This is a genomic window from Paenibacillus durus ATCC 35681 (genome assembly GCF_000993825.1).
GTDB lineage: Bacteria > Bacillota > Bacilli > Paenibacillales > Paenibacillaceae > Paenibacillus_AQ > Paenibacillus_AQ durus_B.
The window spans coordinates 2,601,402-2,627,742 of sequence record NZ_CP011114.1 but is presented as its reverse complement, the minus strand read 5'-3'; the positions used below and the strand labels follow the sequence as shown (position 1 = coordinate 2,627,742).

Below are 26,341 nucleotides of genomic sequence, written 5' to 3'. Positions count from 1 at the left end.
TTTCCATGGCAGAAGATATTAAAGTCATTGTCTTTAAATTAGCTACCGAGGAATATGGCATCGAAGTGGATAAAGTTCAAACAATCGAGCGTCTCATGCCGATTACTCGGGTGCCGAAGACGTACAACTTTATCAAAGGCGTCATCAATCTGCGCGGCGTCGTTATCCCCGTAATCGATCTTCGAGGAAGATTCGGTCTGGATGAGGCAGAGCATACGGATCAGACCCGCATTATTATCGTTGTTGTCAACGAGATGGAGGTCGGCTTCGTCGTAGATTCAGCCAATGATGTGATTGATTTGAACAGGGAATCCATTGATACGCCTCCGGAAGTGGTAGGGGGCATTAAAGCCAAGTACTTGGATGGTGTGGCCAAAATAGGAGAGGAACGTCTGCTCATTATGCTTAATCTGTCGGAAGTCCTCAACAAGAGTGAAATCGTGCAATTGGAAAGTTTCGAGGGCTGATGCCGTGGAATTATTCAAATATCAGAAAGATTTAAAGATGGATGTGCTCAAGGAAGTCGGGAATATCGGAGCTGGGAACGCCGCCACCGCGTTGTCCCAATTGCTGAACAAACCGATCGATATGGCGGTTCCTAAAGTTCAATTGCTTGGATTCGAGGAGATCGCTGAAAAAGTGGGCGGTGCCGAAGAGCTTGTCTTTGCGGTGTTTCTGCGAGTCGAAGGCGAGGCGCCGGGGAATCTGTTCTTTATACTTTCACCGGATGCTGCACGCAGTTTGCTGAGCCGTGTTGCGGGCATCTCTGAGGTGTCGGGCGAAGAGCTGAGTGAAATGGAACTCTCCGCACTCAATGAAATCGGTAATATATTGGCGGGGTCCTACCTCTCGTCGCTGGCCGACTTTACTTCCCTTTCCATGTATCCGACGGTACCGGCTTTGGCGATGGATATGGCGGGAGCGATTTTGAGCTACGGTCTACTGCAGTTCGGACAGATGGGAGACGACGCACTCCTGATCGATACAACATTTTTGGAAGGGCAGGATGAGATTGAAGGCCAGTTCTTTCTTATCCCGGATCCTGAATCGTTTCCTAAAATTTTTAAATCTCTGGGAGTGCCGTTTGAATGATTGAGGAGCAGAGCGTTATTAAGGTGGGAATGGCAGATCTGAACGTAGGTAGTCAAGAAAAAGTAATCCGCACCACTGGTCTTGGCTCATGCGTCGGACTTACGCTTTACGATCCCGAGAAAAAATTGGGCGGAATGGCTCATGTCATGCTGCCATCATCGGAGATCGCCCGTGAAGGTAAGCTTAACATTGCCAAATTCGCAGATACGGCAATCCCCGAGCTTCTATCCCGTTTGTTGAATCTCGGTGCGATCCGCAACCGGATTGTCGCCAAGATGGCCGGCGGCTCCCAAATGTTCGCTTTTGCCGGAGGAAACGACACAATGAGAATCGGCCCGCGCAATGTAGAATCCTGCAAGCGAGCATTGGAGGAATTGAATATTCCGTTATTAGCCGAAGATACGGGCGGCAGCTACGGGCGAACGATCGAGATCGCCTGCAGTACCGGATTATTGTATATCCGCAGTGTGCAAAAAGGCGTTAAGGAATTATAATATGATGACTAGAACTATTTTGATTAACTTGATCTGTGGGCTGGTCGGTTTTATTTTTACCTTTATGTTTTCGCTGCGGAACAATTTGCCAATGACCAGTTTGTTTCGGGGATTAGCGGGATTTATTCTCTGGTTTTTGCTTGCCTTTGCCCTGCAATGGGTTTTGGGGCTTATTGCTAAGCAAACGGCAAATTCGGACAATCCGTCCTCCTCTTCTAACGGTGTTCAGGAGACTTTGGGCGCTCAAGTGGATATTTTGACTCCGGACGAGAATGAGGAATTAAAGGATTTGCTCAAACCAAAGCCTGAACAAGAGAAACAAAACGGTGAGTTTAAGCCGCTTCAGCCTCCCAAACTGGTCTCGATGAAGGATCCTGAAGAATTGGCCAAGGCCGTTCGTCACTTAAAAAATGAATGAGCGAGCGTAGTGGGAGACATATTGTGGATTTTAATGAACCCTGGCCCGCGGACTCGCCGACTACACTGTGGGAAGGGTGAAAGCCGTTGAACGAGCATAAAGCTTCTCATTTGGAACACCAGGCCCTCTGGGAACAGTGGAAAGAAGAAGGGAACCCGGAAGCCAAAAAAAAGCTGATCGAGAAATATCTGCCCATAGTGGATTATGTCGCCGGGCGTTTGGCCGTAGGCCTGCCAAAAAACGTGTCAAAAGACGACCTGGCAAGCAATGGCGTTATGGGACTGATTGATGCGATTGAAAAGTTTGATTACAAAAGGGGACTGCAATTTCAAACTTATGCCTCCTGGCGTGTCCGCGGAGCAATCCTGGATTCTCTGCGTCAAGGCGACTGGGTTCCGCGCTCGGTCCGGGAAAAGGCGAAAAAAATTGAGGATGCATACCAGCAGTTGGAACAGAAATATTTAAGATCAGTCAGCGATGAAGAAATGAGCCGCTATTTGGATGTAACCGAACAAGAGTTTCAAAGCATGCTTCAGGATGTGGCGGTGATGACGCTGTGTTCTTTAGAGGACCCAATTCGGGAAGAAGAATCAGAGACCCGTATGTCGGTATTGGTGGACGATAAAGCCAAGAACCCTGATCATAAAGTAAATGAGTTCTATCTTCGTGAAACACTTACCAAAGGCATCGAGAAACTAACTGTGAAAGAACGGACCGTCGTGTCCCTTTTATATTATGAAGACCTTTCTTTGAGCGAAATTGCAGAGGTCATGTCCTTGTCTCCTTCCCGGATATCGCAGCTGCATTCCAAGGCGATACTGCGGCTGCGGGGAACGCTTGAGAAGAATCGGGATCTCTTAATGCAAAATGATTAGCCAGGAATGGCGGCAAGGAGGCGGAAAATGGTTGTCCATTCTGCTTTGAGCGAATATTTGGGCATCAGCTTTTCGGAGGACAAGGAAATTGCTTATCTTGAGTTTTATCAACGGGATGAAGGATTCGCCTGCTCGGTTGAAGAACTGGGCGTTTTTTTGCAGCGAAATAAGGTTCTCTATGGCGTACAGTGGGATATCGTTCAGCGTTTTGCAGATCATCCGGAAGAGTACATATCCGGGAAGGTGCCGATTGCTATGGGCAAGGCACCCGTAAACGGTACAGACGGACAAGTACTATTAAGTATTACAATGGATGATAATGACCGCCGCCCGATGGAAAAGGAAGACGGCAAGGTGGACTTTAAGGAACTGATCCGGCTGAGCAACGTCCGCAAGGGACAGCTAATTGCCACGCTTGTTCCCCCTGAACCGGGGCAGCCCGGAATGGCGGTTACCGGCGATCCGATTCCCTGCAAGGCAGGGAAAGCTGCCCATTTCAAGGTCGGCAAGAACGTCCTGCTTAATGAGGATGCCACCTTAATGTACGCGGCAATTGACGGACTGATATCCTATACCGATAAAGGAAAAATCAATGTTTTTCCCGTATACGAAGTGCAGGGCGATGTAGATTACAACACGGGGAATATTGATTTTGTCGGTACCGTCGTCATTCGAGGCAATGTACTGTCCGGGTTTACGGTGAAATCGGAGGGGGACATTCGGGTAAGCGGCGGCGTGGAAGGTGCTGAACTAATCGCAAAAGGCTCAATCGAAATTGGCGGCGGCATCATCGGGTATCACAAGGGACTGGTCAGCGCCGGATCCAATGTGAAAGTGTCTTTTATTCAGGACGGAAATGTGACGGCGGCTGAGGATATCATTGTCTCCCAGAGCATCATGCATTCAAATATCCGCGCCGGCAGGAACGTGCTGTGCAATGGAGCTAAGGGACTTATCGTAGGTGGAACGGTGCAGGCCGGGGAAAAGGTTGTAGCGCGCACGGTTGGTAACACGATGTCGACGGCAACGGCAATCGAAGTTGGAGTGCTGCCCGAACTTAGAAATGAAATCAATGACCTTCGTCAGCAGCTTCGCCTGCTCCTTGATAACGCCGATAAGACGAAGAAGGCGCTCTATCTGCTAAATCAGTTGGCGATAAGTGGTTCCCTGCCTCCGGACAAGGTGGCCTTACGGATCAAGCTTAATGCGACTCAACAATCCCAGCAAAGAGAGGAAGCCCATATTAAAGAACGGATTCTGGAGATCGAAAGAATGCTTGAGGATACGGACAGAGCCAAGGTTGAGGTCGTCAAAACCATTTACGGCGGCTCGAAAATCGTAATCGGCAGATATACCAGATTTATTAAGGACACCGCTGAGCGAGTTACGTTCTACTACTCCGAGGGCGACATTAATATGGTGCCTAACGTCTAATTCTTCTGATGAGGGTGATATAGATTCTTACGGGGAAGGGCAGGCGATTGCTGTGAACTTAAGGCCAATTGAATTGCAAATTGCGGTGCCACGGACAACTGAGGCGAGCAAGCTCCAGCAAGAACTTCAGCATCGGCCCGAGCTTGAGCAGCAGGGGTTGGCGGGGCAGAACATAAAGGAATCGCGTGAACTGGCCCTTCGCAGCACGGAGGTCAGCGAGTCTTCGGAATCCGCCGTAAGGGATGACGGACGCCGTGGCGGCTCCGCCGGAAACGGTACTTCCCGGGAACAAAAGAAAGACGAAGAACGAAACGCGGAACATCCTTATAAAGGGCACCATTTCGATATCAAGCTCTAGATTTAGAAGTTTTGTAACTAGAAGCCCTATAAAGAAGCGGAATATTTATTCTATTCACTAAAGGAGAGCGGACACTTGCAACCATGGGCGTACATTGTTATGCTTGGCGGATTTGCTCTGGCTTATGCGCTGTTTCTGCCGTCGCGCACCCGTAACAAGGACAGCGGCGCAGACAAGCAGAGCCTGAAAGAAGTTGAAGCGGCGCTGGAATTATATATGGCGGATGTCGAACGCGAAAACCGTGAGCTGCTGGAGTTGCTTGATTCAATCAAGACCCAGTCCCACAGCAGTCAGGCCGCGCTTCAAGAGCAGCTTAGCGAACTGAATGGGCGGCTGGACGCGATGCAGCATAGAACATCGCAGTTGGAGACGCGTATGGCCGCAAATGAGAACGGGCTCCTTCAGTTGGCGTTATCCGGCGGAAAAGAGACAAATGCGCAGCAACCGGAAGCTCAAGCAGAAGCGATTGACGGGCCTGCAGCTGATGTTAAGGCGAAACCGGTCAGCACGATTAAGCTTCGTTATCCGCAGCTATTCGAACTCCACAACGAAGGGAAATCCATCGATGCCATCGCCAAAAAAACAGGAATGCAATCAGGAGAAATTCAATTGATCTTGCAGCTCGCAAAACAGGAGGAATCAGCGTGATCAGGAATCGTTCCTTTATCATCGGGCTCGGCTGCGGGCTCGTGGCTGGAGCGCTTCTTCTTCAGCTTATGATTTCGGCGGGTATGGCTACACCAACGAAGGCGCAGATTGCCAAAGAAGCTTCGAAGCTGAACATGAAGGTTACCGATGCGGGATCGAATCTGCTGACAGCTGAAGAGTGGCGTGCGTTGGCGCAGCAAGAGGAAGCTTCAAAAGGGCAAGGCGCAGCGGGTAAAGTCAATACTGGAGGCACATCGCAGCCTGCGGCCCCGAAATCTCCTGCTGCAAAGAGCGAGCCAGTATCACCGCCCAGCAAGGCGGCTTCTCCTACGGCACCGGCTTCGCCCGCTAAGCCGTCCGCTTCGGTTTCACCATCGTCCGATACACATACCGTCAAACCGGTTGTTTCCAGCATTGCTCTGCGTATTCCAAGGGGAGCCAATCTAACCAAAGTCTCGGATTTGCTGGCGGGTGCGGGAGTAATCCAAGACAAGGAAGCATTTATGAATGCCGCCCGCAGCCGCAAGGCAAATACACGGATTCAATATGGGCAGTACAGTTTTGAGGCCGGACAGAGCGTCGAATCGATCATTGACGAACTGGTTAGGGTGAAAAAGTGAGCGCCGCTATTGAAAATAGACGTTTTTTCAAGTGAGTGTGGACCCGTATTCCCAAGTATCGCGTTTTATGACAAAAATCGTGTGTAAGACGTTGCATCCCATGTAGTCTTGTGATATATTAAATGACGGTGTTAAAACACACGTCGGTTGATTACAGCAAGCGGTGCTTTCTTCCGAAGAAAGTCTTGCTGCAAGATGATACCTGGCGGAGGGACACACAATAAAACCAAACTTAGGAGGTGTGTGAAGATGGCAGTAATCTCCATGAAGCAGCTTCTCGAAGCTGGGGTACACTTCGGTCATCAGACTCGTCGTTGGAACCCGAAAATGGATCGTTATATCTTCACTGAAAGAAACGGAATCTACATTATCGACCTGCAAAAGACGGTCAAGAAAGTAGAAGAGGCTTACAACTTTGTTAAAAGCGTAGCAGGCGACAATGGTACGATCCTGTTCGTCGGAACAAAGAAACAAGCTCAAGACTCTGTAAAAGAAGAAGCCGAACGTTCGGGCATGTACTACATCAATCAACGCTGGCTCGGCGGCACGCTGACGAACTTCCAAACGATTCAAAAGCGTATCGACCGTCTGAAAAAGCTGGAAGCTTGGGAAGAGGACGGCACATTCTCCGTTCTGCCTAAGAAAGAAGTCATCCTTCTCCGCAAAGAGAAAGAACGTCTTGAGAAATTCCTTGGCGGTATCAAGAACATGAAAGGTCTCCCAAGCGCACTGTTCATTATTGATCCGCGCAAAGAGCGCATCGCCGTTGCCGAAGCGCGCAAATTGGGTATTCCGATTGTTGCTATCGTCGATACGAACTGCGATCCGGACGAGATCGACTACGTTATTCCGGGCAATGACGACGCAATCCGCGCCGTTAAGCTGCTGACGGGTAAAATGGCAGACGCTGTAGTGGAAGCTCATCAAGGCGAAGACACAACTTCAGCTTAAATCCTGCTGGTTGCATATCGAATATGAAATTAAATGAAAAGGGTGGTCGGCAGGTGGATAACCTCTCACTGCCCTTTTTTTACCGAATGAATAGCTTTTAAGCTTCCGGGGTCCCCGCAAAGCACCAACTAAGGTTCCATAGCCAAGGCTGTTCTTTGTGGGGGCGTTTTGAATTTAGAAGGCAAACAAATTATCTGGAGGGATTAAACAATGGCAGTAGACGCAAAATCCGTAAAAGAGCTCCGCGAAAGAACCGGCGCCGGCATGCTGGATTGTAAAAAGGCGCTGGAAGAAGCTGGCGGCGATCTGAACAAAGCGGTTGAAATTCTCCGCGAAAAGGGCCTTTCCGCAGCAGCAAACAAAGCAGGACGCGCAGCGACTGAAGGCGTTGTTGAATCTTACATTCATGCAGGCGGCCGCATCGGCGTTCTGGTAGAAATCAACTGCGAAACCGACTTTGTCGGCAAGACCGACCAATTCAAGGACTTCGCGCGCGATATCGCGATGCAAATCGCCGCGGCCGCTCCGCGTTTCGTTCGCCGCGAAGAAGTTCCTGCGGAAGAACTCGAGAAGGAAAAGGAAATTCTGAGAGCGCAAGCGCTGAACGAAGGCAAACCGGAGAAAATCGTTGACAAAATGGTCGAAGGACGTATCAATAAGTACTATGAAGAGCATGTACTGCTTGAGCAAGCCTTTATCAAAGACCCTGACAAGACCATTTCCAACCTGCTCAACGAAAAAGTCAGCACAATCGGCGAGAACATCTCCATTCGTCGCTTTGTCCGTTACGAACTGGGCGAAGGGCTTGAGAAGAAAGTCGACAACTTCGTAGAAGAAGTAATGGCGCAAGTGAAACAATAATAAGTATTCGCGGCCAGCGCCGCCGAAATGAACATATAGCAGGCACTTTCGAGAGCGGAACACGGGTACATGGTGTTCCGTCTTTTGCAAGCGGAAGTATACGGATCTGCTCTCCAGATGGGGAAGCCGGACCGGAATGAGACAGCTTGGCCGCCGATTCACCCTCGCCGCGCATGCGGCAGGGATGTACGAATAACCTGGGGCCTGTAAGGCACCATTGCAAAGTGAGGGTATACAATTTGGAACAGCCGGTATTTAAAAGGGTAGTCCTGAAGGTCAGCGGCGAATCGCTGGCAGGGCATAACGGTTACGGTATCGATGCGGATACGATTAGCTCTATTGCCGAGCAGGTGAAGGAAGTAGTGGAGCTTGGAGTCCAGGTCGCCATCGTCTGTGGCGGGGGCAACATTTGGCGCGGCATCGCTGGGAGCGCAAGCGGCATAGACCGTGCGACCGCTGATTATATGGGCATGTTGGCTACGGTTATGAATTCGCTGGCTTTGCAGGACTCTTTGGAACAGATCGGTGTGCCGACCAGAGTGCAGACCTCGATCTCGATGCAGCAGATCGCAGAGCCTTATATCCGGCGCCGGGCCATACGCCATCTGGAGAAAGGGCGGGTCGTTATTTTTGCGGCCGGTACAGGCAATCCGTTCTTCTCAACCGATACGACTGCGGCGCTGCGTGCGGCTGAAATCGAAGCCGAAGTCATTCTGATGGCTAAGAATAAAGTTGATGGCGTCTATTCCGCTGATCCGTTCAAAGATAGCACCGCCCAAAAGTATGAACAGCTTACTTATTTGGACGTGCTCAATAAGAATCTGGGCGTCATGGACTCCACCGCATCCTCTCTCTGTATGGATAACGATATACCGCTTATTGTGTTTGCCATCACACAACAGGGCAACATCAAGCGTGTTGTTCTGGGAGAACGCATCGGAACAATTGTTAAAGGGAGTGTAGAATAATGCCACAATCGGTTAAAAAAAATGCCGAAGAGCGCATGGAGAAAGCGATTTTGTCGCTCAAACGCGATTTGTCGACGCTTCGTGCCGGACGTGCAACCCCTTCGCTGCTAGACCGCATTCAGGTGGAATATTACGGTTCGCCGACTCCGGTCAATCAGCTTGCCAACATTAACACCCCGGATTCCCGCACACTGCTTATTCAGCCGTGGGATAAATCTTCGCTAGCCGATATCGAACGGGCGATTATGAAATCCGATCTTGGTCTTACACCTGCTAACGACGGCAGCACAATCCGTCTGTCCATTCCTGCGCTTACGGAAGAACGCCGCGGGGAGCTTGTTAAGCTGACAAAAAAATTCGGCGAAGAAGCAAAGGTGGCGATCCGCAACATCCGCCGCGATGCAAATGACGATATCAAGAAGATGGAGAAGAACGGCATTTCGGAGGACGAATCCCACGGACATCAGGAGAATATCCAGAAGACGACGGATAAGTTCATTGCCGAGGTCGACAAAGTGCTCCTGGCTAAAGAAAAAGAGATCATGGAAGTATAAAGATAGCGCAGAGATTAAGGCCCCTCCTCAATTTGGTGGGGTTTGTCTCTTTCTCGCATGAAACATGGAGGAAACGTTAATGATCAAACGGGTTCAATCTTGGCTGGGCCGGGAAGAGCGGCAGCAGCCGGTCGATATTTCACCGGATAATATTCCCCGGCATGTGGCCATCATTATGGACGGCAACGGACGCTGGGCCAAACGCCTTGGATTGCCGCGCATTGTCGGCCATCAGACCGGCATGAAGGCGGTAAAGCGCGCCGCGATTGCCGCTGACGAGCTGGGTATTGAATTCTTGACGATGTACGCGTTCTCAACGGAAAATTGGAAACGGCCTAAAGAGGAAGTCGATTTTCTGATGCGTCTGCCGGAAGAGTTTTTGGCTATCGAACTGGACGAACTGATAGAGAAGAACGTCCGGGTACGGGTCATGGGCGACAGTGAGGAGCTGCCTTCGTATACCCGTAAAGCGATGGACGAAGCGGTGCTTCGCACACAGCATAACACCGGACTGATTTTGAATTTTGCGTTAAATTACGGAGGGCGTAAGGAAATTGAGGACTGCATGCGCAGTTTAGGGAAAGATATTGCTGCGGGACAATTATCGCCGGAGCAGATAACGGCGGAATTGATTGATAGCCGGCTGCTCTCCGGAGGGCTTCCCGATCCCGACCTTCTTATCCGGACTAGCGGTGAGATGCGTCTCAGCAACTTTATGCTCTGGCAGCTGGCCTATAGCGAATTGTGGTTTACCGATATTTACTGGCCGGAATTCGGCAAGGAGCATTTGCTTCAAGCCGTGGCCGAGTACCAGCGGCGAACCCGCCGTTATGGCGGCCTGAAGTAGCCGATAGGAGTTGAGAACGTTTGAAGCAGCGAGTGATAACCGGGGTGGGGGCCGGAGCATTGTTTTTGGGTCTATGCCTGCTTGGCGGTTGGTGGTTTCATCTTCTGCTGATCGCCATGGCTTGGATTGGCTACTATGAATTCGTCAAAATGATCGGCTGTTCACCTATGGGCGGCAGTGCGGTGGCTGGCTATGCTTCTGTGCTGGGTTTTATGATGCCTTGGGATTTGATCGGCTTTTCAGCGCCTTTATCTTGGATGCAGGGAGTATGGCTCTTGATGCTTTTATTCCTTGTCATGACAGTGTTTACCAAGAATAAAGTGGATATTCGCATAACCGCGCTGCTGTTCATCGGCGCTTTATACATAGGAACAGGCTTTTCCTATATGGCGGTTTCCCGTTCTGCACCAGACGGTAATGGACTGTTCTGGACTCTTCTGCTTCTCTGCTGCATTTGGAGCAGTGATGCGGGAGCCTATTTTGTCGGCAGAGCGATAGGAAGAACAAAGCTTTGGCCTGCAATCAGCCCCAATAAGACCGTCGAAGGAGCAGTAGGCGGAATCGTTATCGCGATGGTCATTGCTTTGATCTTTGCCTTAATATCTCCAGATTTGCTGTCCTTCGGGCGTGCGCTAGTTATCGGTCTTGCCAGCGCCGTGGTCGGACAGCTAGGGGATCTTGTTCAGTCAGCTTATAAAAGGGCATACGGCATTAAGGACTCGGGAACGCTGCTGCCCGGACATGGAGGTATTCTCGACCGCTGTGACAGCTGGATTATTGTGTTTCCGTTCGTACATATCATGATGCTGATGCCTTATTACTAACTAGAAAGAAGGTACGTGACGCTTGAAAAAGATCAGCATTCTCGGCTCAACCGGTTCAATCGGAACGCAAACGCTCGATGTTGTGGCCATGCATCCAGATAGCTTTGAAGTGGACGGCCTGGCTGCCGGAAGCAATACGGCGCTTCTGCTGGAGCAGGTCCGCCGCTTTAAGCCGAAGAGAGTATCCGTCGCCAGCAAAGAGCTTGCCGACGACATTCGGACACAGCTTCCGGCAGGAGTCGAGCTGTACAGCGGCGATGAGGGACTGGTGCAAATCGCAGCAGGCGGAGATGCCGAGTATGTAGTGACCGCAGTCATGGGCAGCGTCGGACTGCGCTCAACACTTGCCGCCATCGAGGCGGGCAGGGATATTGGTCTCGCGAACAAGGAAACGCTGGTGACGGCGGGACATCTTGTCACAGAGCAGATCCGGCGCAAAGGGGTAAAGCTGCTCCCCATCGACAGCGAGCATTCGGCGATTTTTCAATGTCTGAATGGAGAAAGCAAGGGAGATATTGCTTCCATTACGCTGACCGCTTCAGGGGGCTCCTTCCGGGATCTCTCCAGGGAGCAGCTCCGCGATGTTACGGTCGAAGATGCGCTTCGCCATCCCAATTGGGCAATGGGCGCCAAGATTACGATTGACTCCGCTACTATGGTCAATAAAGGGCTGGAAGTCATTGAGGCCCACTGGCTGTTTGAGCTGCCTTACGAACAAATAGAGGTGCTGCTTCACCCGGAGAGCATCATTCACTCTTTTGTGGAGTTCCGTGACAGCAGCATCATCGCCCAGCTCGGCAATCCCGATATGCGTGTACCGATCCAATACGCGCTTACCTATCCCGGGAGATGGCATTCGCCGGCCCAGCGGTTGTCGCTGGCGCAGGCTGGACGGCTGACATTCCGGGAGATGGACTTTGCGCGTTATCCGGCGCTAAAGCTTGCTATCGAGTGCGGAAAGACCGGCGGAACCGCGACAACCGCCTTCAATGCCGCGAACGAGGTTGCCGTTGCAAGGTTCTTGCGGCGCGAGATTTCTTTTTTGCGAATTGAAGAGATATTGGAAGAGGTTCTAGGGCGCCATCCAGTACAGAGTCATCCGAGTCTGGAGCAAATCGAGGAATGTGACCGCACGGTGCGCGCGCTGGCACAAAGTCTGTAATCTGCGTGAAACCAATGGAAGTTGGCACCAAGAACCGGAAAAATTGGTTTAAACGGTTGATTCTCTTGTGCCGGATCGGAGAATAATGATAAATTAAGAGGACATACTTCGGTCTTTCACCTAAAGGGGGCTGCCTAACTTGGAAATGGTTCAAGTCGTTTTTTTGACGGTGCTCATGTTCTTCGTCCTGGTGACGGTTCATGAATGGGGACATTATTATTTTGCTAAACGCGCCGGTATTCTTGTAAGAGAGTTCGCTATCGGTTTCGGTCCGAAACTGTTTTCTTATAAACGTAATGAAACGCAGTTCACGCTACGTTTGCTGCCGTTTGGCGGTTACGCGCGGATGGCTGGTGAGGACCCAGAGGTGATCGAGATCTCTCCCGGGCAGACGATAGCGGTGCGGCTAGGCGAAGGCAATATCGTAAAGGCCGTATATCTCGACCAGTTGGATACGCGCAGAAATGTTATCCGCGGGGAAGCGCAGTATGCCGATTTGGAGAAGGATTTGAGCATCAGGCTGGATGTTGACGGGGAGGTTACGACCTATTCCCTGCATCCGAAAGCTATGCTGGTTAAAGGAAACCAGCAAATCCAGATCGCTCCGAAGGATCGGCAATTCGGCAGTAAAACCGTCGGACAGCGGGCGCTTGCCATTGCAGCCGGTCCGGTAATGAACTTTTTGCTCGCTTTTATTCTTTTTGGCGTTTACATTCAAATGGCCGGCGTTCCGGTAGAGAATCCAACCTATGTATTGATCGGCGACGTCTCCGAGGGGATGCCCGCTCAGCAGGCCGGACTTCAGAAGGGCGATATTGTCTATTCGATCAACGGGGAAACCATTGGCCCGGACTACAAGAAGATGATTAACCTGACTTCCGCATCTGAAGGAAAAGCAATGAATTGGACGATCAAGCGCGGAGATCAAATGATCACGGTAACGATGACCCCTCGCCATATGGAAGGGCAGGAAGGCGGAAAAGTCGGTATAACGCCTGAGCTTCCGACCCGAAATGCGACAATTGGCGAAACATTCAGCGGAGCAAGTCATGCTATGGCCGATACCACTAAAGCGATTTTTCTCGGTTTCAAGCAGTTGATTAATCAGTTTAATATGGATGATATCGGCGGACCGGTGCGTACTTTCGAGCTGACCGGCCAAATCGCCCAGCAGGGGATCGTGTATCTGATCCACTGGACGGCCATACTCAGCTTGTACCTTGGCATCTTTAACTTACTGCCGATTCCGGCGCTTGACGGAAGCCGGCTCGTATTCCTCGGTGTGGAGGCGCTGCGCGGCAAACCGGTTGATCCCAGCCGTGAGGGCATGGTCCATTTTGTCGGCTTCGCGATGCTGTTTCTGCTGATGATCGCCGTTACTTATAATGATATTTTACGCCTTATCAGCGGTTAATTTTGTTTCGGCCTAAGCTGCAGCCATCTGCTGCCCGGGCTTATTAACGGGGGGAATTCCATTCTATGTCAAAAGAAAAGCAGTTTGTTACGGAAATAACGCCGCAGGGCGAAGACTTCTCGCGCTGGTACATCGATGTAATCAAGAAAGCTGACCTGATGGATTATTCTCCGGTGCGCGGCTGTATCGTGTTCAAGCCGGACGGCTATGAAATCTGGGAGCATATCCAAGAAGAGATGAATCGGCGTTTCAAGGAAACGGGACACCGCAATGCTTATTTTCCGCTGTTTATTCCGGAAAGCTTTTTTCAAAAGGAGAAAGAGCATGTCGAAGGCTTCAATCCGGAGCTGCCATGGGTAACGGAAGCCGGCGGCGAGAAGCTGGAAGAACGTCTGGCGATCCGGCCGACCTCCGAAACGATGATCGGACATATGTATTCCAAATGGATTCAGTCGTACCGGGATCTGCCGGTGCTGATCAATCAGTGGGCGAACGTTGTCCGCTGGGAAAAGCGCACGCTTCCTTTCCTGCGCACAAGCGAGTTTCTGTGGCAGGAAGGCCATACGGCGCATGAGAATGAGGCCGAAGCGCGCCAGGAAACGATGCAGATGCTGGAAGTTTACCGCGATTTCGTCGAAGGCTATCTGGCGATTCCGGTCATTACCGGGCAGAAGACGCCTTCCGAGCGTTTTGCCGGAGCGGTGGACACGTACTCGATCGAGGCGATGATGAAGGACGGACGGGCTGTTCAGGCGGGAACCTCCCACTATCTGGGCACCAAGTTTGCTGTTGCCTTCGACATTCAGTACCTCAGCCGCGATAACAATCTGGAATATGTGCATACGACTTCCTGGGGGACAAGCACTCGCATGATCGGTTCGATGATTATGGTGCACGGGGACGACCGTGGTCTGGCCCTGCCGCCTAAAGTGGCGCCGACCCAGGTTATCATGATTCCGATCGGCCCTCCGAAGACACGGGAAGCGGTCATTGCCCGGACGGATGAGCTGTTCAAGGAGCTTAAATCGGCGGGCATCCGTGTACGCGTTGACGACCGTTCCGATGTAACGCCCGGCTGGAAATTCAACGAATATGAAATGCGCGGTGTGCCGGTCAGACTGGAGCTCGGGCCCCGCGACATGGAGAACGGCGTCTGCGTGCTGGTCTCACGGATCAGCGGCGAGAAGAAAATCGTTCAGCAGGACCGTCTAGTGGAAGAAGTCCAAGCTATGCTGGAGCAGGTTCATAACGAAATGTTCGAGCGGGCGCTTAAGTTCCGGGAGGAACATTTCTATTCCGTCGAGACGCTGGATGAGATGAAAGCGGCAATGGAAGAGAAACGCGGCTTTGCGCTGGCCGGCTGGTGCGGTGACGATGCCTGCGAAGCACAGGTGAAGGAAGAAACCGGAGCAACGAGCCGCAACATTCCTTTTGAACCGGGCGAAACGAAGAAGACTTGTATCTGCTGCGGCAAACCGGCAGAGCATACGGTTGTATTTGCCAAAGCCTACTAAAAGTTTACAGCCCTCTTTTCGGGCAGGATTGCAAGCTTCTGGCGAACAGAGGACGGCGGGCGGACAGCCCGGGTGCTTTTTAAACATATAGGCAGGGATAAGCCGAACGCTTGCCCTGCCTATATGTCTACGAGAGACGGAAGCCGGTCTTCTTCTCCGGAAGCCTTTTTAAATTATAAGATTTTATATGTTAGAGTGACAGCAAAGACCTCGCTTTATCGGGGAATGTAAAGGTGGGGGAAGCATGGAATACAGCGAGGAGAGAAGAAAGCGGTTCGAGCTGCTGATGAAGCAGGGTGATGTCCCTCCGGCACTCATCGATCCTTATTTTCTGGACGGTTATATTGACAGGGTGGAGATCAGCCGAGGCAATCGGGATTGGCGCGTCGTTGTAGTGAAGCAGACTCTCGTTCCGGCACAGGCATATCGGACGTTTTGCTTGAGAGTACGAGAGCGGATGCAGCATATCGCAAAAGTCGGGTTCTTGTTCAAGTACGAGGAGCAGGTGAGCCAGGCTGACATTTTTCACGAGTATTGGGGACTGTTCCTCGAATGGGTTCACCGTGAGATTCCCTCCGTCAATGGCTGGCTGACGCGTTCGGGACAGGAGCTTCAGGGCGACACGCTGCTGCTGAACATGAGCGATCAGATGTCATTGGAGCTGGCGCGGAAAAAAGGCATCGACGGCGCGATTGTCCGTTTTTACGATACGTACTTTGGACTTTCCCTGCGTGTAAAAGTGCAGCTTGCGGAAAAAGGAAACGGCGCGGAGGAATTCGAGGAATTCCAGCAGAAGCTCCAGCAGGAGCAGCGGGAAATTATTGAGCAGATGATGACGGCCATCGAGACGGAAAGTTCCTCAGAAAATGAAGACGGCGAAGAGGTCGTTCCGCTTCAGGTCGGTTACGATATCAAAGACCAGCCCGTTCCAATTATGGAAATTCAGGACGAGGAGAAAAAAATCGCGATTCAGGGAACGATTTTCGGCCTTGACCGCAAAGAGCTGCGCAATGGCAGCACGTTGTTCACCTTTAATTTAACTGATTTTTCCGATTCCCTGCAAATGAAGATGTTCGCTAAAACCAAAGATGACCTGAAAGTGATGAGCCAGCTGGCAAACGGGAAATGGGTAAAAGCGCGCGGAAGGGTGGAGTACGACCGTTTCATGCAAACTCCGGAACTGGTGATGATTCCGTCGGATTTGTCCGAAGTGTCTGCTCCGCCTGCCCGCAAGGACAATGCCCCGCAGAAGCGGGTGGAGTTTCATCTTCACAGCGCCATGAGCACTATGGATGCAGTGGCTCCAATCGACGCCTATATCAAAACCGCAGCCAAATGGGGGCATCCGGCAATAGCAGTTACCGATCATGGCGGGGTGCAGTGCTATCCCGAAGCCGGCAAGGCAGCGAAGAAGAACGGCATCAAAATGCTGTATGGCGTGGAAGCGAATGTGGTCAACGATGCGGTGAATGTGGTGGAGAATCCGCAGCCGCTCGAGCTCAAAACCGCCACCTATGTCGTCTTCGATATCGAGACCACCGGCCTGTCCATTACGCGCAACAATATCACTGAGCTTGCCGCCGTCAAAATGCAGGGCGGACAGGAAATCGACCGATACACAACCTTTGTCAATCCACATGAGAAAATCCCTTATCATATCCAGCAGTTAACAAATATTACAGACGATATGGTCAAGGATGCGCCTGATTTGGAGCCGGTGCTGCATGATTTCGTGCAGTTTATTGGGGATGCCGTACTTGTGGCGCATAACGCCCGTTTCGATATGGGGTTCATTCAGGCGTCGCTTGCCAAGCTGGGGCTGCCGGCTCTGCCCAATCCTTCGCTCGATACACTGGAACTAGCGCGGCTGCTGCATCCGAATATGAAAAATCACCGGCTCAACACGCTGGCCGACAAATATAAAGTATTGCTGGAAAGCCATCACCGCGCGGTCGACGATACGGTGGCGCTGGGCGGAATCCTGAACGGACTGTTGGTTGACGCCGAGAAGCTGAAAGGGCTGACGATGCTGGACCGTCTGAACGACGAGGTCGGCAAGAATCTCTCCAACACCCGTCCGTTCCACTGCTGCATTTACGCCCTGAATATGACGGGCAAGAAGAATCTGTACAAGCTGGTATCATCATCTCATACCGATTATTTTATGCGCGTGCCGTGTATTCCAAAGTCGAAGCTGGAGGAAATGCGGGACGGCCTGCTGATCATTTCCGGCTGCGAGCGGGGCGAATTCTTCGAAGCCGTCTTGAACAAAACGGTCGAGGAAGCGATGGAGGTCGCCCAGTTCTACGATGTGCTAGAAATCCAGCCGCTGACCATGTATATGCATTTGGTGGATAAAGGCTTTGTGGCAAGCCCCGAGGAGCTGCGCGGCGTCGTCCGCCGGATTTGCGAAATCGGGGAAAAAATGAACAAGCCGGTCATCGCGACCGGCAACGTGCACTATTTGGAGCCGCGCGACAAGCTGTTCCGCGACATCACGATTCACGGCATTACCGGATTCAGTCCGCTAAAGGATCAGCGCAAGCCGGATGCTCACTTTCGGACAACCGAGGAAATGCTTCAGGAATTTGATTTTCTGGGTGAGGATAAGGCGCTTGAAGTTGTCGTGACCAATACGGTGGAACTGGCGGAGCGCTTCGAGCCCATCGAGCTGTTCCCCGACAAGCTGTTTACGCCGATTATTGAAGGGGCGGATGAGGAAATCCGCGAAACCTGCTACCGGACCGCAAGATCCATTTATGGCGAGGAGCTGCCCGAGGTGGTCACCGCCCGTCTGGAAAAAGAGCTGGAGCCGATCATCAAGTACGGCTTCTCCGCCAACTATCTCATTTCCGAGCGGCTGGTTAAAAAATCGAACCAGGACGGGTACCTCGTCGGCTCCCGGGGTTCGGTCGGCTCCTCCGTCGTCGCAACCTTCCTCGGCATTTCCGAGGTCAATCCGCTCCCGGCGCATTACGTTTGCCGTAGTCCCGAATGCCGGCACAGCGAGTGGTTCCTCGACGGCAGCGTGCCCAGCGGTTTCGACCTGCCCGACAAGGCGTGCCCGAAATGCGGCGAAATGCTGAAAGGCGAAGGGCAGGATATACCGTTCGAGACATTCCTTGGCTTCAAGGGCGACAAGGTTCCCGATATCGATCTTAATTTCTCTGGGGATTACCAGCCGCATGCGCATAATTATACAAAGGTACTGTTCAGTGAAAAAAGCGTCTTCCGGGCCGGTACGATCGGTACCGTCGCCGAGAAGACCGCGTTCGGTTTCGCCAAGAAGTACGAGGAAGATCATCATAAGCGCTGGCGCGGCGCCGAGCTCAGCCGTCTGGCGGCGGGCTGTACAGGCGTTAAACGCAACACAGGCCAGCATCCCGGCGGCATCGTCGTCGTGCCGGACTACATTGAGGTGGAAGATATTACACCGGTACAGTTTCCTGCCGATGATGTAAACTCGGAATGGAAGACGACGCATTTCGACTATCACGCCTTTGACGCCAACCTGCTCAAGCTCGATATTCTGGGCCATGACGATCCGACGATGATGCGGATGCTGCAGGATTTGACAGGCGTCGACCCGACGACGATTCCAATGAACGACCAGAAGGTCATGAGCATGTTCAACTCGACGGAAGCGCTTGGCGTGACGCCGGAGCAGATCCGGACACCCGTCGCCACCTACGGGGTGCCGGAGATGGGGACGAAGTTTGTCCGCCAGATGCTTGTCGAATCGAAGCCGTCGAGCTTTGCCGACCTTTTGCAGATTTCAGGCCTGTCCCACGGAACGGGGGTTTGGCTTGGCAATGCGCAGGAGCTAATCAAGAACAACACCTGTAACATCAAGACGGTTATCGGCTGCCGCGATGACATTATGCTCTATCTGATTTACAAAGCCGGCATGGACGCCGGACTGGCGTTCAAGATCACGGAAAGTGTGCGGAAAGGCAAGGGACTAACGCCCGAATGGATTGAGGAAATGAAGAGGTGCAAGGTGCCGCTGTGGTACATTGATTCCTGTCTCAAAATCCAATACATGTTCCCGAAAGCGCACGCCGCCGCTTATGTCATCTCCGCCGTGCGGACCGCATACTTTAAACTGTATTATCCGATACATTATTACGCGACATATTTCTCGGTTCGCGCGGAGGATTTCGACATTGAGCTGTGCTGCCAGGGCTATGACGCTATTCATCGGCAGATCGTCGAAATTGAAGCGAAGGGCTTTCAAGCTTTGCCAAAGGAAAAAGCGATGCTGCCGATCCTCGAAATGGCGCTGGAAATGACGGCCCGCGGTTTTACGTTCAAGAGCATCGACCTGTACCGCTCGGACGCGACCAAGTTCACGGTTGATGGAGACAGCCTTATTCCTCCATTTTCTGCGCTGGCTGGTATCGGCGATAATGCGGCGAAGAATATTGCTGCGGCTAAAGATGCCGGAGAGTTTCTATCGATTGAGGACTTTCAGCAGAAATCCAAGGCCAGTAAGACGATTGTCGAGCTGCTCACCAGCATGGGCTGCTTCCGTGGATTGCCGGAGAGCAACCAGCTTTCCCTGTTCTAAAGACTTGAGCAGTCCCGCTGCCTGAAGGCGAGATGATTTCGGAGGTCGGTACCTGTGCGGAAATTCCAAGCATTTCTGTTTCACATGAGCCTGCGGACCAAGCTGACGCTTTCGTTCATCGCGGTAACTGTCTTGTCGCTGACCGTCATGGCTGTAGGATATACCGTCAAGAGCTCCGATGTGATTCTCAAGAATGCCAGTGAAACCTCGCTGGGACTTGTGCGGATGGGCAATCAATCGCTGGACAGCAGCTTGGCAGGGATCGAGCAGAGCGCGATCAACATGCATCTGGACGAGGACCTGTTTCAATTTTTCAATACGGAAAACTTGCGGCTAAGGGACATCACCGATGACTCGGACCGCAAAATTACGCGGATATTGCAAAAGTACTTTCCAAGCTCGGAGGATATGTTCTCGGTTAATTTGGTCACCCGGGAGTACACCTTCGGAGAAACCCCGTCCTTTTGGATACCGAAGAAGGATTACTCCCTCTCCAACATATATAAGATAGGAACCGAATCGCGCAGCAGCACAACCTGGATTCCCACTTATAATTTGCTGGAGCAGTTTTACTGGGCCGCCCCGTCGGAGAAAGATCAATATGTCTTTACGGGGACGCGGTTAATGAACTTTGCGATGGTCCGCAACAACATCCTGATCCAGATGAAAAAGAGTATGGAGCGGCCAATTCTGGTTGTGAACTTTCAGGAATCTATGTTTCGGCATGCTCTTGAGGAAAGCCTGAACGTAGAAGGCTCCTATTACCATATGTTCACTCCGGAAGGGGCTGTCCTGTCCAGCTCGGAGCTGGCCGGCGATCCGGCCGAGATTAGCCGGGAGTGGATTGCCCGCGCCATCAGCAAGAAGAGCGGTACGGAGTACATCACCCTTGGCGGGCAGAAGCTGGTCGTCTGCTTCGATACGATGAAGACGACAGGCTGGCTGTCGGCGGTGTTTATTCCGTATAAAAATTTGCAGCGGACACTGCCCGACATGTTCGATTACACCCTGTACTCCATGGTGATCATCACCTTGATATCGGTGGCGGTCGCGGCGCTGCTGTCCGGCCGCATCACCCTGCCGCTGATCAAGCTGCTGCGCGGCATTAACCGAAGCGGGGACGGCCACTTTAATACCTATATCGAATCGGCGGGCACCAAGGAGCTTAACATTATCATTCACAAGTTCAACCAGATGAATGAAAGCATCCACACGCTGATTGAAGAAAACTATAAGGCAAAGATGAAAGAGCTGGAGGCGGAGCTAAAAGCTCTTAATTTCCAGTTCAATCCGCATTTTTTGTACAACACCCTGAATATCATCAACTATCTGGCAATTGAAAATAAACAGTCCCTGATCAGCAAAATGCTGGTTGAGCTGTCGGAAATGCTGGAATATACGGCCAAAAGCCCGGGGAAGGTTATTTTCTCCGAGGATCTGAACTATCTGAAGAATTACGTGTTCATTATGAGCCGCCGTTTTGAGGGCAAATTCGCGGTAACTTATGAGATTGATCCGAAGCTGGAAGGCCACTGGGTACCCAAATTTTTTCTGCAGCCGTTCATTGAGAACGCCCTGGTTCACGCTCTTGAGGATAGGGAGCAGGGAGGGCTTATACATGTGACGGGGCAGATTGACGGTACCGGCAGAATATTCACTGTGACCGATAACGGGAAAGGGATGCCGCCCGAGACGATAGCCCGGGTGCTGGAAATCCGTGAGGATTCGGGCGCAGCGGCTTCCATTGGAATCCAGAATGTCAACCATCGGATCAAGCTGCTGTATGGTCAGGCTTTTGGCGTGGATATCCGCTCGGAGCTGAATGCGGGGACAACGGTCATTTTGCGGCTTCCCCTGGATAAGGCAGAGTCCGGCTTAAGGCACTTGGAGTAGTGTCCCAAGCCGGATTTTGTTTGTTTTCATCACAACTAAAACGCTTTCAGTAGAAAAGTCCACCATTCCCCCTTTTTTAGAGTAGGAGGAGCACGCATTTCCTTTTATGATGAAAGCGTAATCAAAAACTTTATTTGATAGGACGGTGTCATATGAAAAAGGGGATTCTACTGTCACTTCTGGCCTTATCCTTGCTCGCTGGCTGCTCCGGCGGCGGGACCCAAAACGCCAATTCAGGCAGCGGCGGTCAGGGAGAGGGATCGGCCGTTGAGCTTACCTTCTGGCGTCCGCAGGCCAGCGAGGTCGAGGACAATGTGTATGTGAAGCGGATTGAAGAGTTTAATCAGGCCAATAAAGGGAAGATCCATGTCAAGATGGAGGTTATTACCCGGGGCAACTCTTTTGCCTATGAAGACAAAATCAATGCCGCCGTCGCTTCCCACACCCTGCCGGATGTACTGGCCATGGACGGACCGAATATCGCCAACTATGCGGCCTCGGAGATTATTATCCCACTGGACGAGTATTTCTCCAAGGAGGATCTGGACGATTTCGTCCCTTCGATCCTTCAGCAAGGCTCGTACCAGGGCAAATTTTACGCGCCAGGCTTGAACGAGTCCTCCGTCGTGCTTTTTTATAATAAAAAAATTATGGCCGAGCACGGAATAACGCCTCCGGACAAAATTGAAAATGCCTGGACCTGGGACGACTGGTACGACGTGATGAAGAAGACGTCCAAGGACGGCGTGTTCGGCACGAACATGATCAACGACAAAGGGGAATGGATGACCTACGCCTTCGAGCAATTATGGATTTCCGGGGGCACGGACATTGTCAATAAGGAAGGGACGACCGCCGAAGGATTCGTCAACAGCCCGCAGGGCGTGGAGGCGGCCGAGTTCCTGCAAAAGCTGGCGAACGATAAGCTGTTCAATATCGATCCGAAGCCGACGGAGTTTGAGGAAGGGAAAGCGGCGACCAAGCTGGGAGGTCCCTGGAACATTCCGGGCTTTAAGAACTATCCAGACCTGGAGTGGGGCATTACTTATTTCCCCAAAAAACCGGGCGGCGTTCAAACCGCTCCTTCGGGCAGCTGGGCGGTAGGGGTATCGGCCGACTCCAAGCATCCGAAAGAAGCGGCAGAGGTCATTAAATGGATTACGAACAAAGACAGCTCGACCCAATTGGCACGGGCGATCAGCATGCCGGCCAGCCGCAAATCGGCGTTCGAGAGCTTGACGGAATACAACGAGCTTCCGCTTCGCATCATCAAGGAGCAGGTAACTGGCGTGTCGCATGCCAGACCGGTCACTCCGGCGTATCCGGTGCTGACGCAGAAATTCGCCGAGGCGTTGACGGATATTATGGTCGGCGCGGATGTCAAAAAGTCTCTGGACAACGTGGCGTCCACTTATGATGAAGAGTACAAGCGCAATTTTGCCGAGTAGCAGGCGGTGAAATTTTACCTGCGGCAAGGGCGCCCGGCAGCGTCTTTGCCGCAAGCTTTTTATCAGCTAAGCGAAAGGAAGGATGGATGATGCAAACGGCACTCCATGCGCATAAACGCGAGCATATATCGACATTTAGCCGGCAGAAAAGACGTGAAACCCTTGTAGGTTATTCATTTGTCACACCGGCGGTTCTCCTGCTGATCTTTTTTCTGGTGCTACCTTTTCTGCTTGCCGTGGTCTTCGGATTTACGAAGTTCAATCTGCTGCGTCCGGACAAAATTCATTTTACCGGTCTGGACAATTACAAGCTGCTCTTTACCGACGGCCTGTTCTATAAATCGCTCTGGAACACTTTGTATTTCACGGTGATCGTCGTACCGGTTCAATCGGGCGTAGCCTTGATGCTGGCCCTGCTCGTTAACAACAGCCTCAAGCTGCGGAACGTGTTCCGGATTGCCTACTTCAGTCCGGTCGTCACCTCCATGACCGTTATCGCGATTCTCTGGATCTCCCTCTATAACCCGAATGAAGGCTTGATTAACTCGGCGCTTCATTTCTTCGGCATTTCGAACCAGCCGTTTCTGCGCAGCTCCTCCCAGGCGATGAATTCGATTATCTTCATGTCCGTTTGGCAGGCCGCCGGCTACCAGATGATGATTTTTCTGGCCGGTCTTCAGGGCATCTCCAAAGATCTGTACGAAGCCTCCTCGATCGACGGGGCAAGCAAGCTTCAGCAGCTCCGCTACATTACGATACCGAGCCTGTACAATGTGACGGTGTTCGTGCTGACGATTACGACGATTCAGGCTGTGAAGCTGTTCGTTCAGCCTTACATCATGACGAATGGCGGTCCGGAGAACTCGACCCGAACGCTGGCTCTGCTGATCTACCAGCAAGGCTTTCAGTTCCGAAATGCGGGATACGCTTCCGCCATTTCCGTCATCTTCTTCCTAATTGTCGTCTTGATCTCATTTTCGATGAAAAAATTTCTCAGAGATAAATAACGGAAGGGGGGATCAGGACATGAGAAATACCCGGACAAAGGTGCTGCTGTATGCTCTTAACATCATCATGTCGCTGCTGTTCATTATCCCGCTGCTGTGGATGGTGGTCTCCTCGCTCAAGCCGGAGAATCAGATTTTTGCCGATTTGAGCTCGCTGAAATCTTTGCTGCCGCTTCATATCACCTTGGACAATTACAGAATGGCGTTTGAGCGGATTCCACTGATGAAGTTTCTGTTCAACAGCCTTTTTTACGTGTCCGTGATTTGCATCAGCGGCCTTGGGGTAAATTCAATTTGCGGTTACGCGCTGGCCAAGCTGCGGTTCAGGGGCAGTGAATTCATTCTTGTGTGCATTATCGCCTTGATGATCGTTCCGTTCGAGAGCATTTTGATGCCGCTGTACCTGGTCGTTAACGCCTTGCATTGGGTCAATACCTGGTTTGCCTTGATCGTCCCGTTTATCGCGAACTGTTTCAGCATTTTTATGTTCCGCCAGTTTTTTATGGACATTCCCAATGAAATACTGGAATCCGCTTCCATCGACGGATCGGGTCCGCTGAAGACCTTTGCATCCATCGTTGTTCCGCTCTCGGGGCCGGTTTTTGCAACCGTATTCATCCTTGATTTCATCAGTCATTGGGGAGATTTCATGTGGCCAATCCTGGTGACGACAGGGGAATCGCTGCGTAACATTCAGCTTGGCATCCAGACCTTCTTCACGCTGCCTCCGATCTATTACGGGCAAATTATGGCGACGCTGACCTTTACGACCGTTCCGATCATTGTTCTGTTCCTGCTGCTGCAAAAATATTATGTACAAGGAATTACCAGCGCAGGAATCAAAGGTTGACCGGACCGGACAATTTTCGTAGAGATAATGAAATCAAATTGGTCATGGAGGATTGGCTGATGAATGGATAAGGAAAAATACCGTTCGCGTTATCACTTTACTCCCCGCACCCATTGGATGAACGATCCGAACGGCATGGTGTACTTTAATGGAGAATATCATCTGTTCTATCAATATCATCCCTTCGGTATGAGCTGGGGACCTATGCATTGGGGGCATGCGGTAAGCCTCGACATGGTGCACTGGCAGCATCTGATGATTGCGCTGGAGCCTGATGAGCATGGACAAATTTTCTCCGGCAGCGCGGTTGTGGATTGGAACAACACATCCGGTTTTTTTGGCGGGAAGCCCGGTCTTGTGGCCATCTTCACCCATCATGATGAACACCCGGATACCGCAAGCCCGCGGGAACGGCAAAGTCTGGCCTACAGCCGAGATGGCGGACGCACATGGATAAAATACAGCGGGAATCCCGTGCTGGAGGACCCCCGCTACCCCGACTACCGGGACCCCAAAGTGTTCTGGCATAAAGCTTCGGGACGATGGATCATGGTTCTTGCAACTGGCCAGAGTATCTGCATTTACACCTCGCCAAATTTGAAGGAATGGACCTTTTCCAGCGAATTTGGCGAGGGGCACGGCTCCCATGACGGCGTCTGGGAATGTCCGGATCTGTTCGAGCTGGCTGTAGAAGGGAATCCTCAGCGAACCAAATGGGTCCTGCTGGTCAGCATAGGAGACGCTCCCCACATTCCCGAGGGCTCCCGGACGCAGTATTTTATCGGCCACTTCAACGGAAGGCTGTTTGTGAATGATCATGATCCTGAAGCCGTGCGCTGGCTTGACCATGGCAGGGATAATTATGCAGGAGTCAGCTTCTCGGATATACCGGACCTGGACGGGCGAAGAATCTATATGGGATGGATGAGCAACTGGAAATATGCAAAAGTTACGCCAACCGAAGGCTGGAGAGGCGCGATGACGCTCCCCAGAGAGCTTTCCTTGAGAGACTCTGGCGGTGAAATCAGACTGATTCAGCATCCTGTAGCGGAGCTTTCGCGGCTTGCAGGAGAGACGCTGCACCTTAAGAACCTGACCATTGAAGGAATTGTGCCTTTCTCGGGGATCAAGGGAGACGCCTTGCGGATTGACGCCGAATTCGAGCTTGGCACCGCGTCTTCGTTCGGGTTCAGAGTAAGAGCCGCAGAGGATGGGAGCCGTGCTACAATAGTAGGGTATGACTCCCGAAGCGGAGAGCTGTTCGTGGACCGGACATCTTCCGGAGTAGTGGGGTTTCACGAGCATTTTGCCGGCAGACACGGCGCGGCGCTTGCGCCCTGCGGAGAGCGCGTATCTTTGCAGCTATGGGTGGACAGATCATCAGTTGAAGTCTTCGCGGGCGGCGGGGAGTGCGCAATTACCGATTTGATTTTTCCCGAGCCGGAAGATGATGGTCTGGAGATGTTTGCATATGAAGGGGAGGTACAACTCCGGTCACTCAAAGTGTACAGATTAAATTCCATACAGTAGGTGAACGCG

General features: G+C 51.8%; 24 protein-coding genes. All 24 read left to right on the top strand.

The genetic code is table 11. The features are described 5' to 3' along the window. The first annotated feature begins 5 nt into the window (after positions 1-5). The 24 genes from VK70_RS11985 (at position 6) to VK70_RS11870 (ending at position 26,332) form a co-directional block, all read left to right on the top strand. Positions 6-467: a chemotaxis protein CheW gene (locus tag VK70_RS11985; RefSeq protein WP_025695450.1), complete on the top strand. Its 462-nt coding sequence runs from the start codon at positions 6-8 to the stop codon at positions 465-467. 37 nt (positions 468-504) lie between these two features. Further along, on the top strand, positions 505-1,092 hold the full coding sequence (locus VK70_RS11980; protein WP_179945341.1) for a chemotaxis protein CheC: 588 nt from the start codon (positions 505-507) through the stop codon (positions 1,090-1,092). After that, a complete protein-coding gene (locus VK70_RS11975) occupies positions 1,089-1,586 on the top strand; it encodes a chemotaxis protein CheD (protein ID WP_025695448.1) in 498 nt (165 codons plus the stop codon). Before VK70_RS11980 ends, VK70_RS11975 begins: the two co-directional genes overlap by 4 nt. Before the next feature lies 1 nt (position 1,587). Then, on the top strand, positions 1,588-2,004 hold the full coding sequence (locus tag VK70_RS11970) for a hypothetical protein (protein ID WP_025695447.1): 417 nt from the start codon (positions 1,588-1,590) through the stop codon (positions 2,002-2,004). 86 nt (positions 2,005-2,090) lie between these two features. Then, complete coding sequence (locus tag VK70_RS11965; protein WP_025688972.1) at positions 2,091-2,879, top strand: FliA/WhiG family RNA polymerase sigma factor; 789 nt, start codon at positions 2,091-2,093, stop codon at positions 2,877-2,879. A 27-nt stretch (positions 2,880-2,906) separates the two neighbouring features. Continuing rightward, the gene (locus VK70_RS11960; RefSeq protein WP_025695446.1) at positions 2,907-4,313 is read left to right on the top strand and encodes a flagellar assembly protein A; all 1,407 of its coding nucleotides are present in this window, start codon (positions 2,907-2,909) and stop codon (positions 4,311-4,313) included. Between the two features lie 52 nt (positions 4,314-4,365). Further along, a complete protein-coding gene (locus tag VK70_RS11955) occupies positions 4,366-4,671 on the top strand; it encodes a hypothetical protein (RefSeq protein WP_025695445.1) in 306 nt (101 codons plus the stop codon). 75 nt (positions 4,672-4,746) lie between these two features. After that, positions 4,747-5,319, top strand: coding sequence for a hypothetical protein (locus VK70_RS11950; RefSeq protein ID WP_025695444.1), 573 nt, complete (start codon positions 4,747-4,749; stop codon positions 5,317-5,319). Further along, on the top strand, positions 5,316-5,939 hold the full coding sequence (locus VK70_RS11945) for an endolytic transglycosylase MltG (protein WP_025695443.1): 624 nt from the start codon (positions 5,316-5,318) through the stop codon (positions 5,937-5,939). Before VK70_RS11950 ends, VK70_RS11945 begins: the two co-directional genes overlap by 4 nt. Positions 5,940-6,188: 249 nt before the next feature. After that, positions 6,189-6,890: a 30S ribosomal protein S2 gene (gene rpsB / locus VK70_RS11940; RefSeq protein WP_025690372.1), complete on the top strand. Its 702-nt coding sequence runs from the start codon at positions 6,189-6,191 to the stop codon at positions 6,888-6,890. Between the two features lie 210 nt (positions 6,891-7,100). Continuing rightward, positions 7,101-7,751 (top strand): translation elongation factor Ts, encoded by a 651-nt coding sequence (gene tsf, locus VK70_RS11935; RefSeq protein WP_025695442.1) that lies wholly within the window; start codon positions 7,101-7,103, stop codon positions 7,749-7,751. Positions 7,752-7,990: 239 nt separating this feature from the next. Further along, complete coding sequence (pyrH, locus tag VK70_RS11930) at positions 7,991-8,719, top strand: UMP kinase (protein ID WP_025690374.1); 729 nt, start codon at positions 7,991-7,993, stop codon at positions 8,717-8,719. Beyond that, on the top strand, positions 8,719-9,273 hold the full coding sequence (gene frr / locus VK70_RS11925) for a ribosome recycling factor (RefSeq protein ID WP_025695441.1): 555 nt from the start codon (positions 8,719-8,721) through the stop codon (positions 9,271-9,273). Before pyrH ends, frr begins: the two co-directional genes overlap by 1 nt. Positions 9,274-9,352: 79 nt before the next feature. Then, entirely contained in the window at positions 9,353-10,120 is a 768-nt protein-coding gene (locus VK70_RS11920; protein WP_046723322.1) for an undecaprenyl pyrophosphate synthase, read from the top strand. A 20-nt stretch (positions 10,121-10,140) separates the two neighbouring features. Then, complete coding sequence (locus VK70_RS11915) at positions 10,141-10,944, top strand: phosphatidate cytidylyltransferase (protein WP_025695964.1); 804 nt, start codon at positions 10,141-10,143, stop codon at positions 10,942-10,944. A gap of 22 nt (positions 10,945-10,966) precedes the next feature. Then, entirely contained in the window at positions 10,967-12,106 is a 1,140-nt protein-coding gene (locus tag VK70_RS11910) for a 1-deoxy-D-xylulose-5-phosphate reductoisomerase (RefSeq protein WP_025695963.1), read from the top strand. 139 nt (positions 12,107-12,245) lie between these two features. Then, positions 12,246-13,520: an RIP metalloprotease RseP gene (rseP, locus tag VK70_RS11905; RefSeq protein WP_025695962.1), complete on the top strand. Its 1,275-nt coding sequence runs from the start codon at positions 12,246-12,248 to the stop codon at positions 13,518-13,520. A gap of 65 nt (positions 13,521-13,585) precedes the next feature. Then, positions 13,586-15,034: a proline--tRNA ligase gene (gene proS / locus VK70_RS11900; protein WP_025695961.1), complete on the top strand. Its 1,449-nt coding sequence runs from the start codon at positions 13,586-13,588 to the stop codon at positions 15,032-15,034. A gap of 244 nt (positions 15,035-15,278) precedes the next feature. Continuing rightward, positions 15,279-19,604 (top strand): PolC-type DNA polymerase III, encoded by a 4,326-nt coding sequence (locus tag VK70_RS11895; RefSeq protein WP_025695960.1) that lies wholly within the window; start codon positions 15,279-15,281, stop codon positions 19,602-19,604. Between the two features lie 54 nt (positions 19,605-19,658). Next, a complete protein-coding gene (locus tag VK70_RS11890; RefSeq protein ID WP_025695959.1) occupies positions 19,659-21,497 on the top strand; it encodes a sensor histidine kinase in 1,839 nt (612 codons plus the stop codon). Between the two features lie 152 nt (positions 21,498-21,649). Further along, positions 21,650-22,945 carry an ABC transporter substrate-binding protein gene (locus VK70_RS11885; RefSeq protein WP_025695958.1) on the top strand — a complete coding sequence of 432 codons (1,296 nt, stop codon included), beginning with the start codon at positions 21,650-21,652 and terminating at the stop codon, positions 22,943-22,945. Positions 22,946-23,031: 86 nt separating this feature from the next. Then, positions 23,032-23,952, top strand: a complete 921-nt coding sequence (locus VK70_RS11880) for a carbohydrate ABC transporter permease (protein ID WP_201778754.1) — start codon at positions 23,032-23,034, stop codon at positions 23,950-23,952. 19 nt (positions 23,953-23,971) lie between these two features. Continuing rightward, on the top strand, positions 23,972-24,802 hold the full coding sequence (locus tag VK70_RS11875) for a carbohydrate ABC transporter permease (RefSeq protein WP_051505100.1): 831 nt from the start codon (positions 23,972-23,974) through the stop codon (positions 24,800-24,802). A gap of 63 nt (positions 24,803-24,865) precedes the next feature. Next, entirely contained in the window at positions 24,866-26,332 is a 1,467-nt protein-coding gene (locus tag VK70_RS11870) for a glycoside hydrolase family 32 protein (protein ID WP_025695955.1), read from the top strand. The last annotated feature ends 9 nt before the right edge of the window (positions 26,333-26,341 follow it).

Excerpts from the sequence above, each read along its gene's own strand:
- VK70_RS11975 (WP_025695448.1), top strand. The coding sequence starts at position 1,089 with ATGATTGAGGAGCAGAGCGTTATTAAGGTGGGAATGGCAGATCTGAAC.
- proS (WP_025695961.1), top strand. The coding sequence starts at position 13,586 with ATGTCAAAAGAAAAGCAGTTTGTTACGGAAATAACGCCGCAGGGCGAA.
- VK70_RS11895 (WP_025695960.1), top strand. The coding sequence starts at position 15,279 with ATGGAATACAGCGAGGAGAGAAGAAAGCGGTTCGAGCTGCTGATGAAG.
- VK70_RS11960 (WP_025695446.1), top strand. The coding sequence starts at position 2,907 with ATGGTTGTCCATTCTGCTTTGAGCGAATATTTGGGCATCAGCTTTTCG.
- VK70_RS11885 (WP_025695958.1), top strand. The coding sequence starts at position 21,650 with ATGAAAAAGGGGATTCTACTGTCACTTCTGGCCTTATCCTTGCTCGCT.
- rpsB (WP_025690372.1), top strand. The coding sequence starts at position 6,189 with ATGGCAGTAATCTCCATGAAGCAGCTTCTCGAAGCTGGGGTACACTTC.
- VK70_RS11980 (WP_179945341.1), top strand. The coding sequence starts at position 505 with ATGGATGTGCTCAAGGAAGTCGGGAATATCGGAGCTGGGAACGCCGCC.
- VK70_RS11970 (WP_025695447.1), top strand. The coding sequence starts at position 1,588 with ATGATGACTAGAACTATTTTGATTAACTTGATCTGTGGGCTGGTCGGT.
- VK70_RS11870 (WP_025695955.1), top strand. The coding sequence starts at position 24,866 with ATGGATAAGGAAAAATACCGTTCGCGTTATCACTTTACTCCCCGCACC.
- VK70_RS11920 (WP_046723322.1), top strand. The coding sequence starts at position 9,353 with ATGATCAAACGGGTTCAATCTTGGCTGGGCCGGGAAGAGCGGCAGCAG.
- tsf (WP_025695442.1), top strand. The coding sequence starts at position 7,101 with ATGGCAGTAGACGCAAAATCCGTAAAAGAGCTCCGCGAAAGAACCGGC.
- VK70_RS11880 (WP_201778754.1), top strand. The coding sequence starts at position 23,032 with ATGATGCAAACGGCACTCCATGCGCATAAACGCGAGCATATATCGACA.
- frr (WP_025695441.1), top strand. The coding sequence starts at position 8,719 with ATGCCACAATCGGTTAAAAAAAATGCCGAAGAGCGCATGGAGAAAGCG.
- VK70_RS11985 (WP_025695450.1), top strand. The coding sequence starts at position 6 with ATGGCAGAAGATATTAAAGTCATTGTCTTTAAATTAGCTACCGAGGAA.
- VK70_RS11875 (WP_051505100.1), top strand. The coding sequence starts at position 23,972 with ATGAGAAATACCCGGACAAAGGTGCTGCTGTATGCTCTTAACATCATC.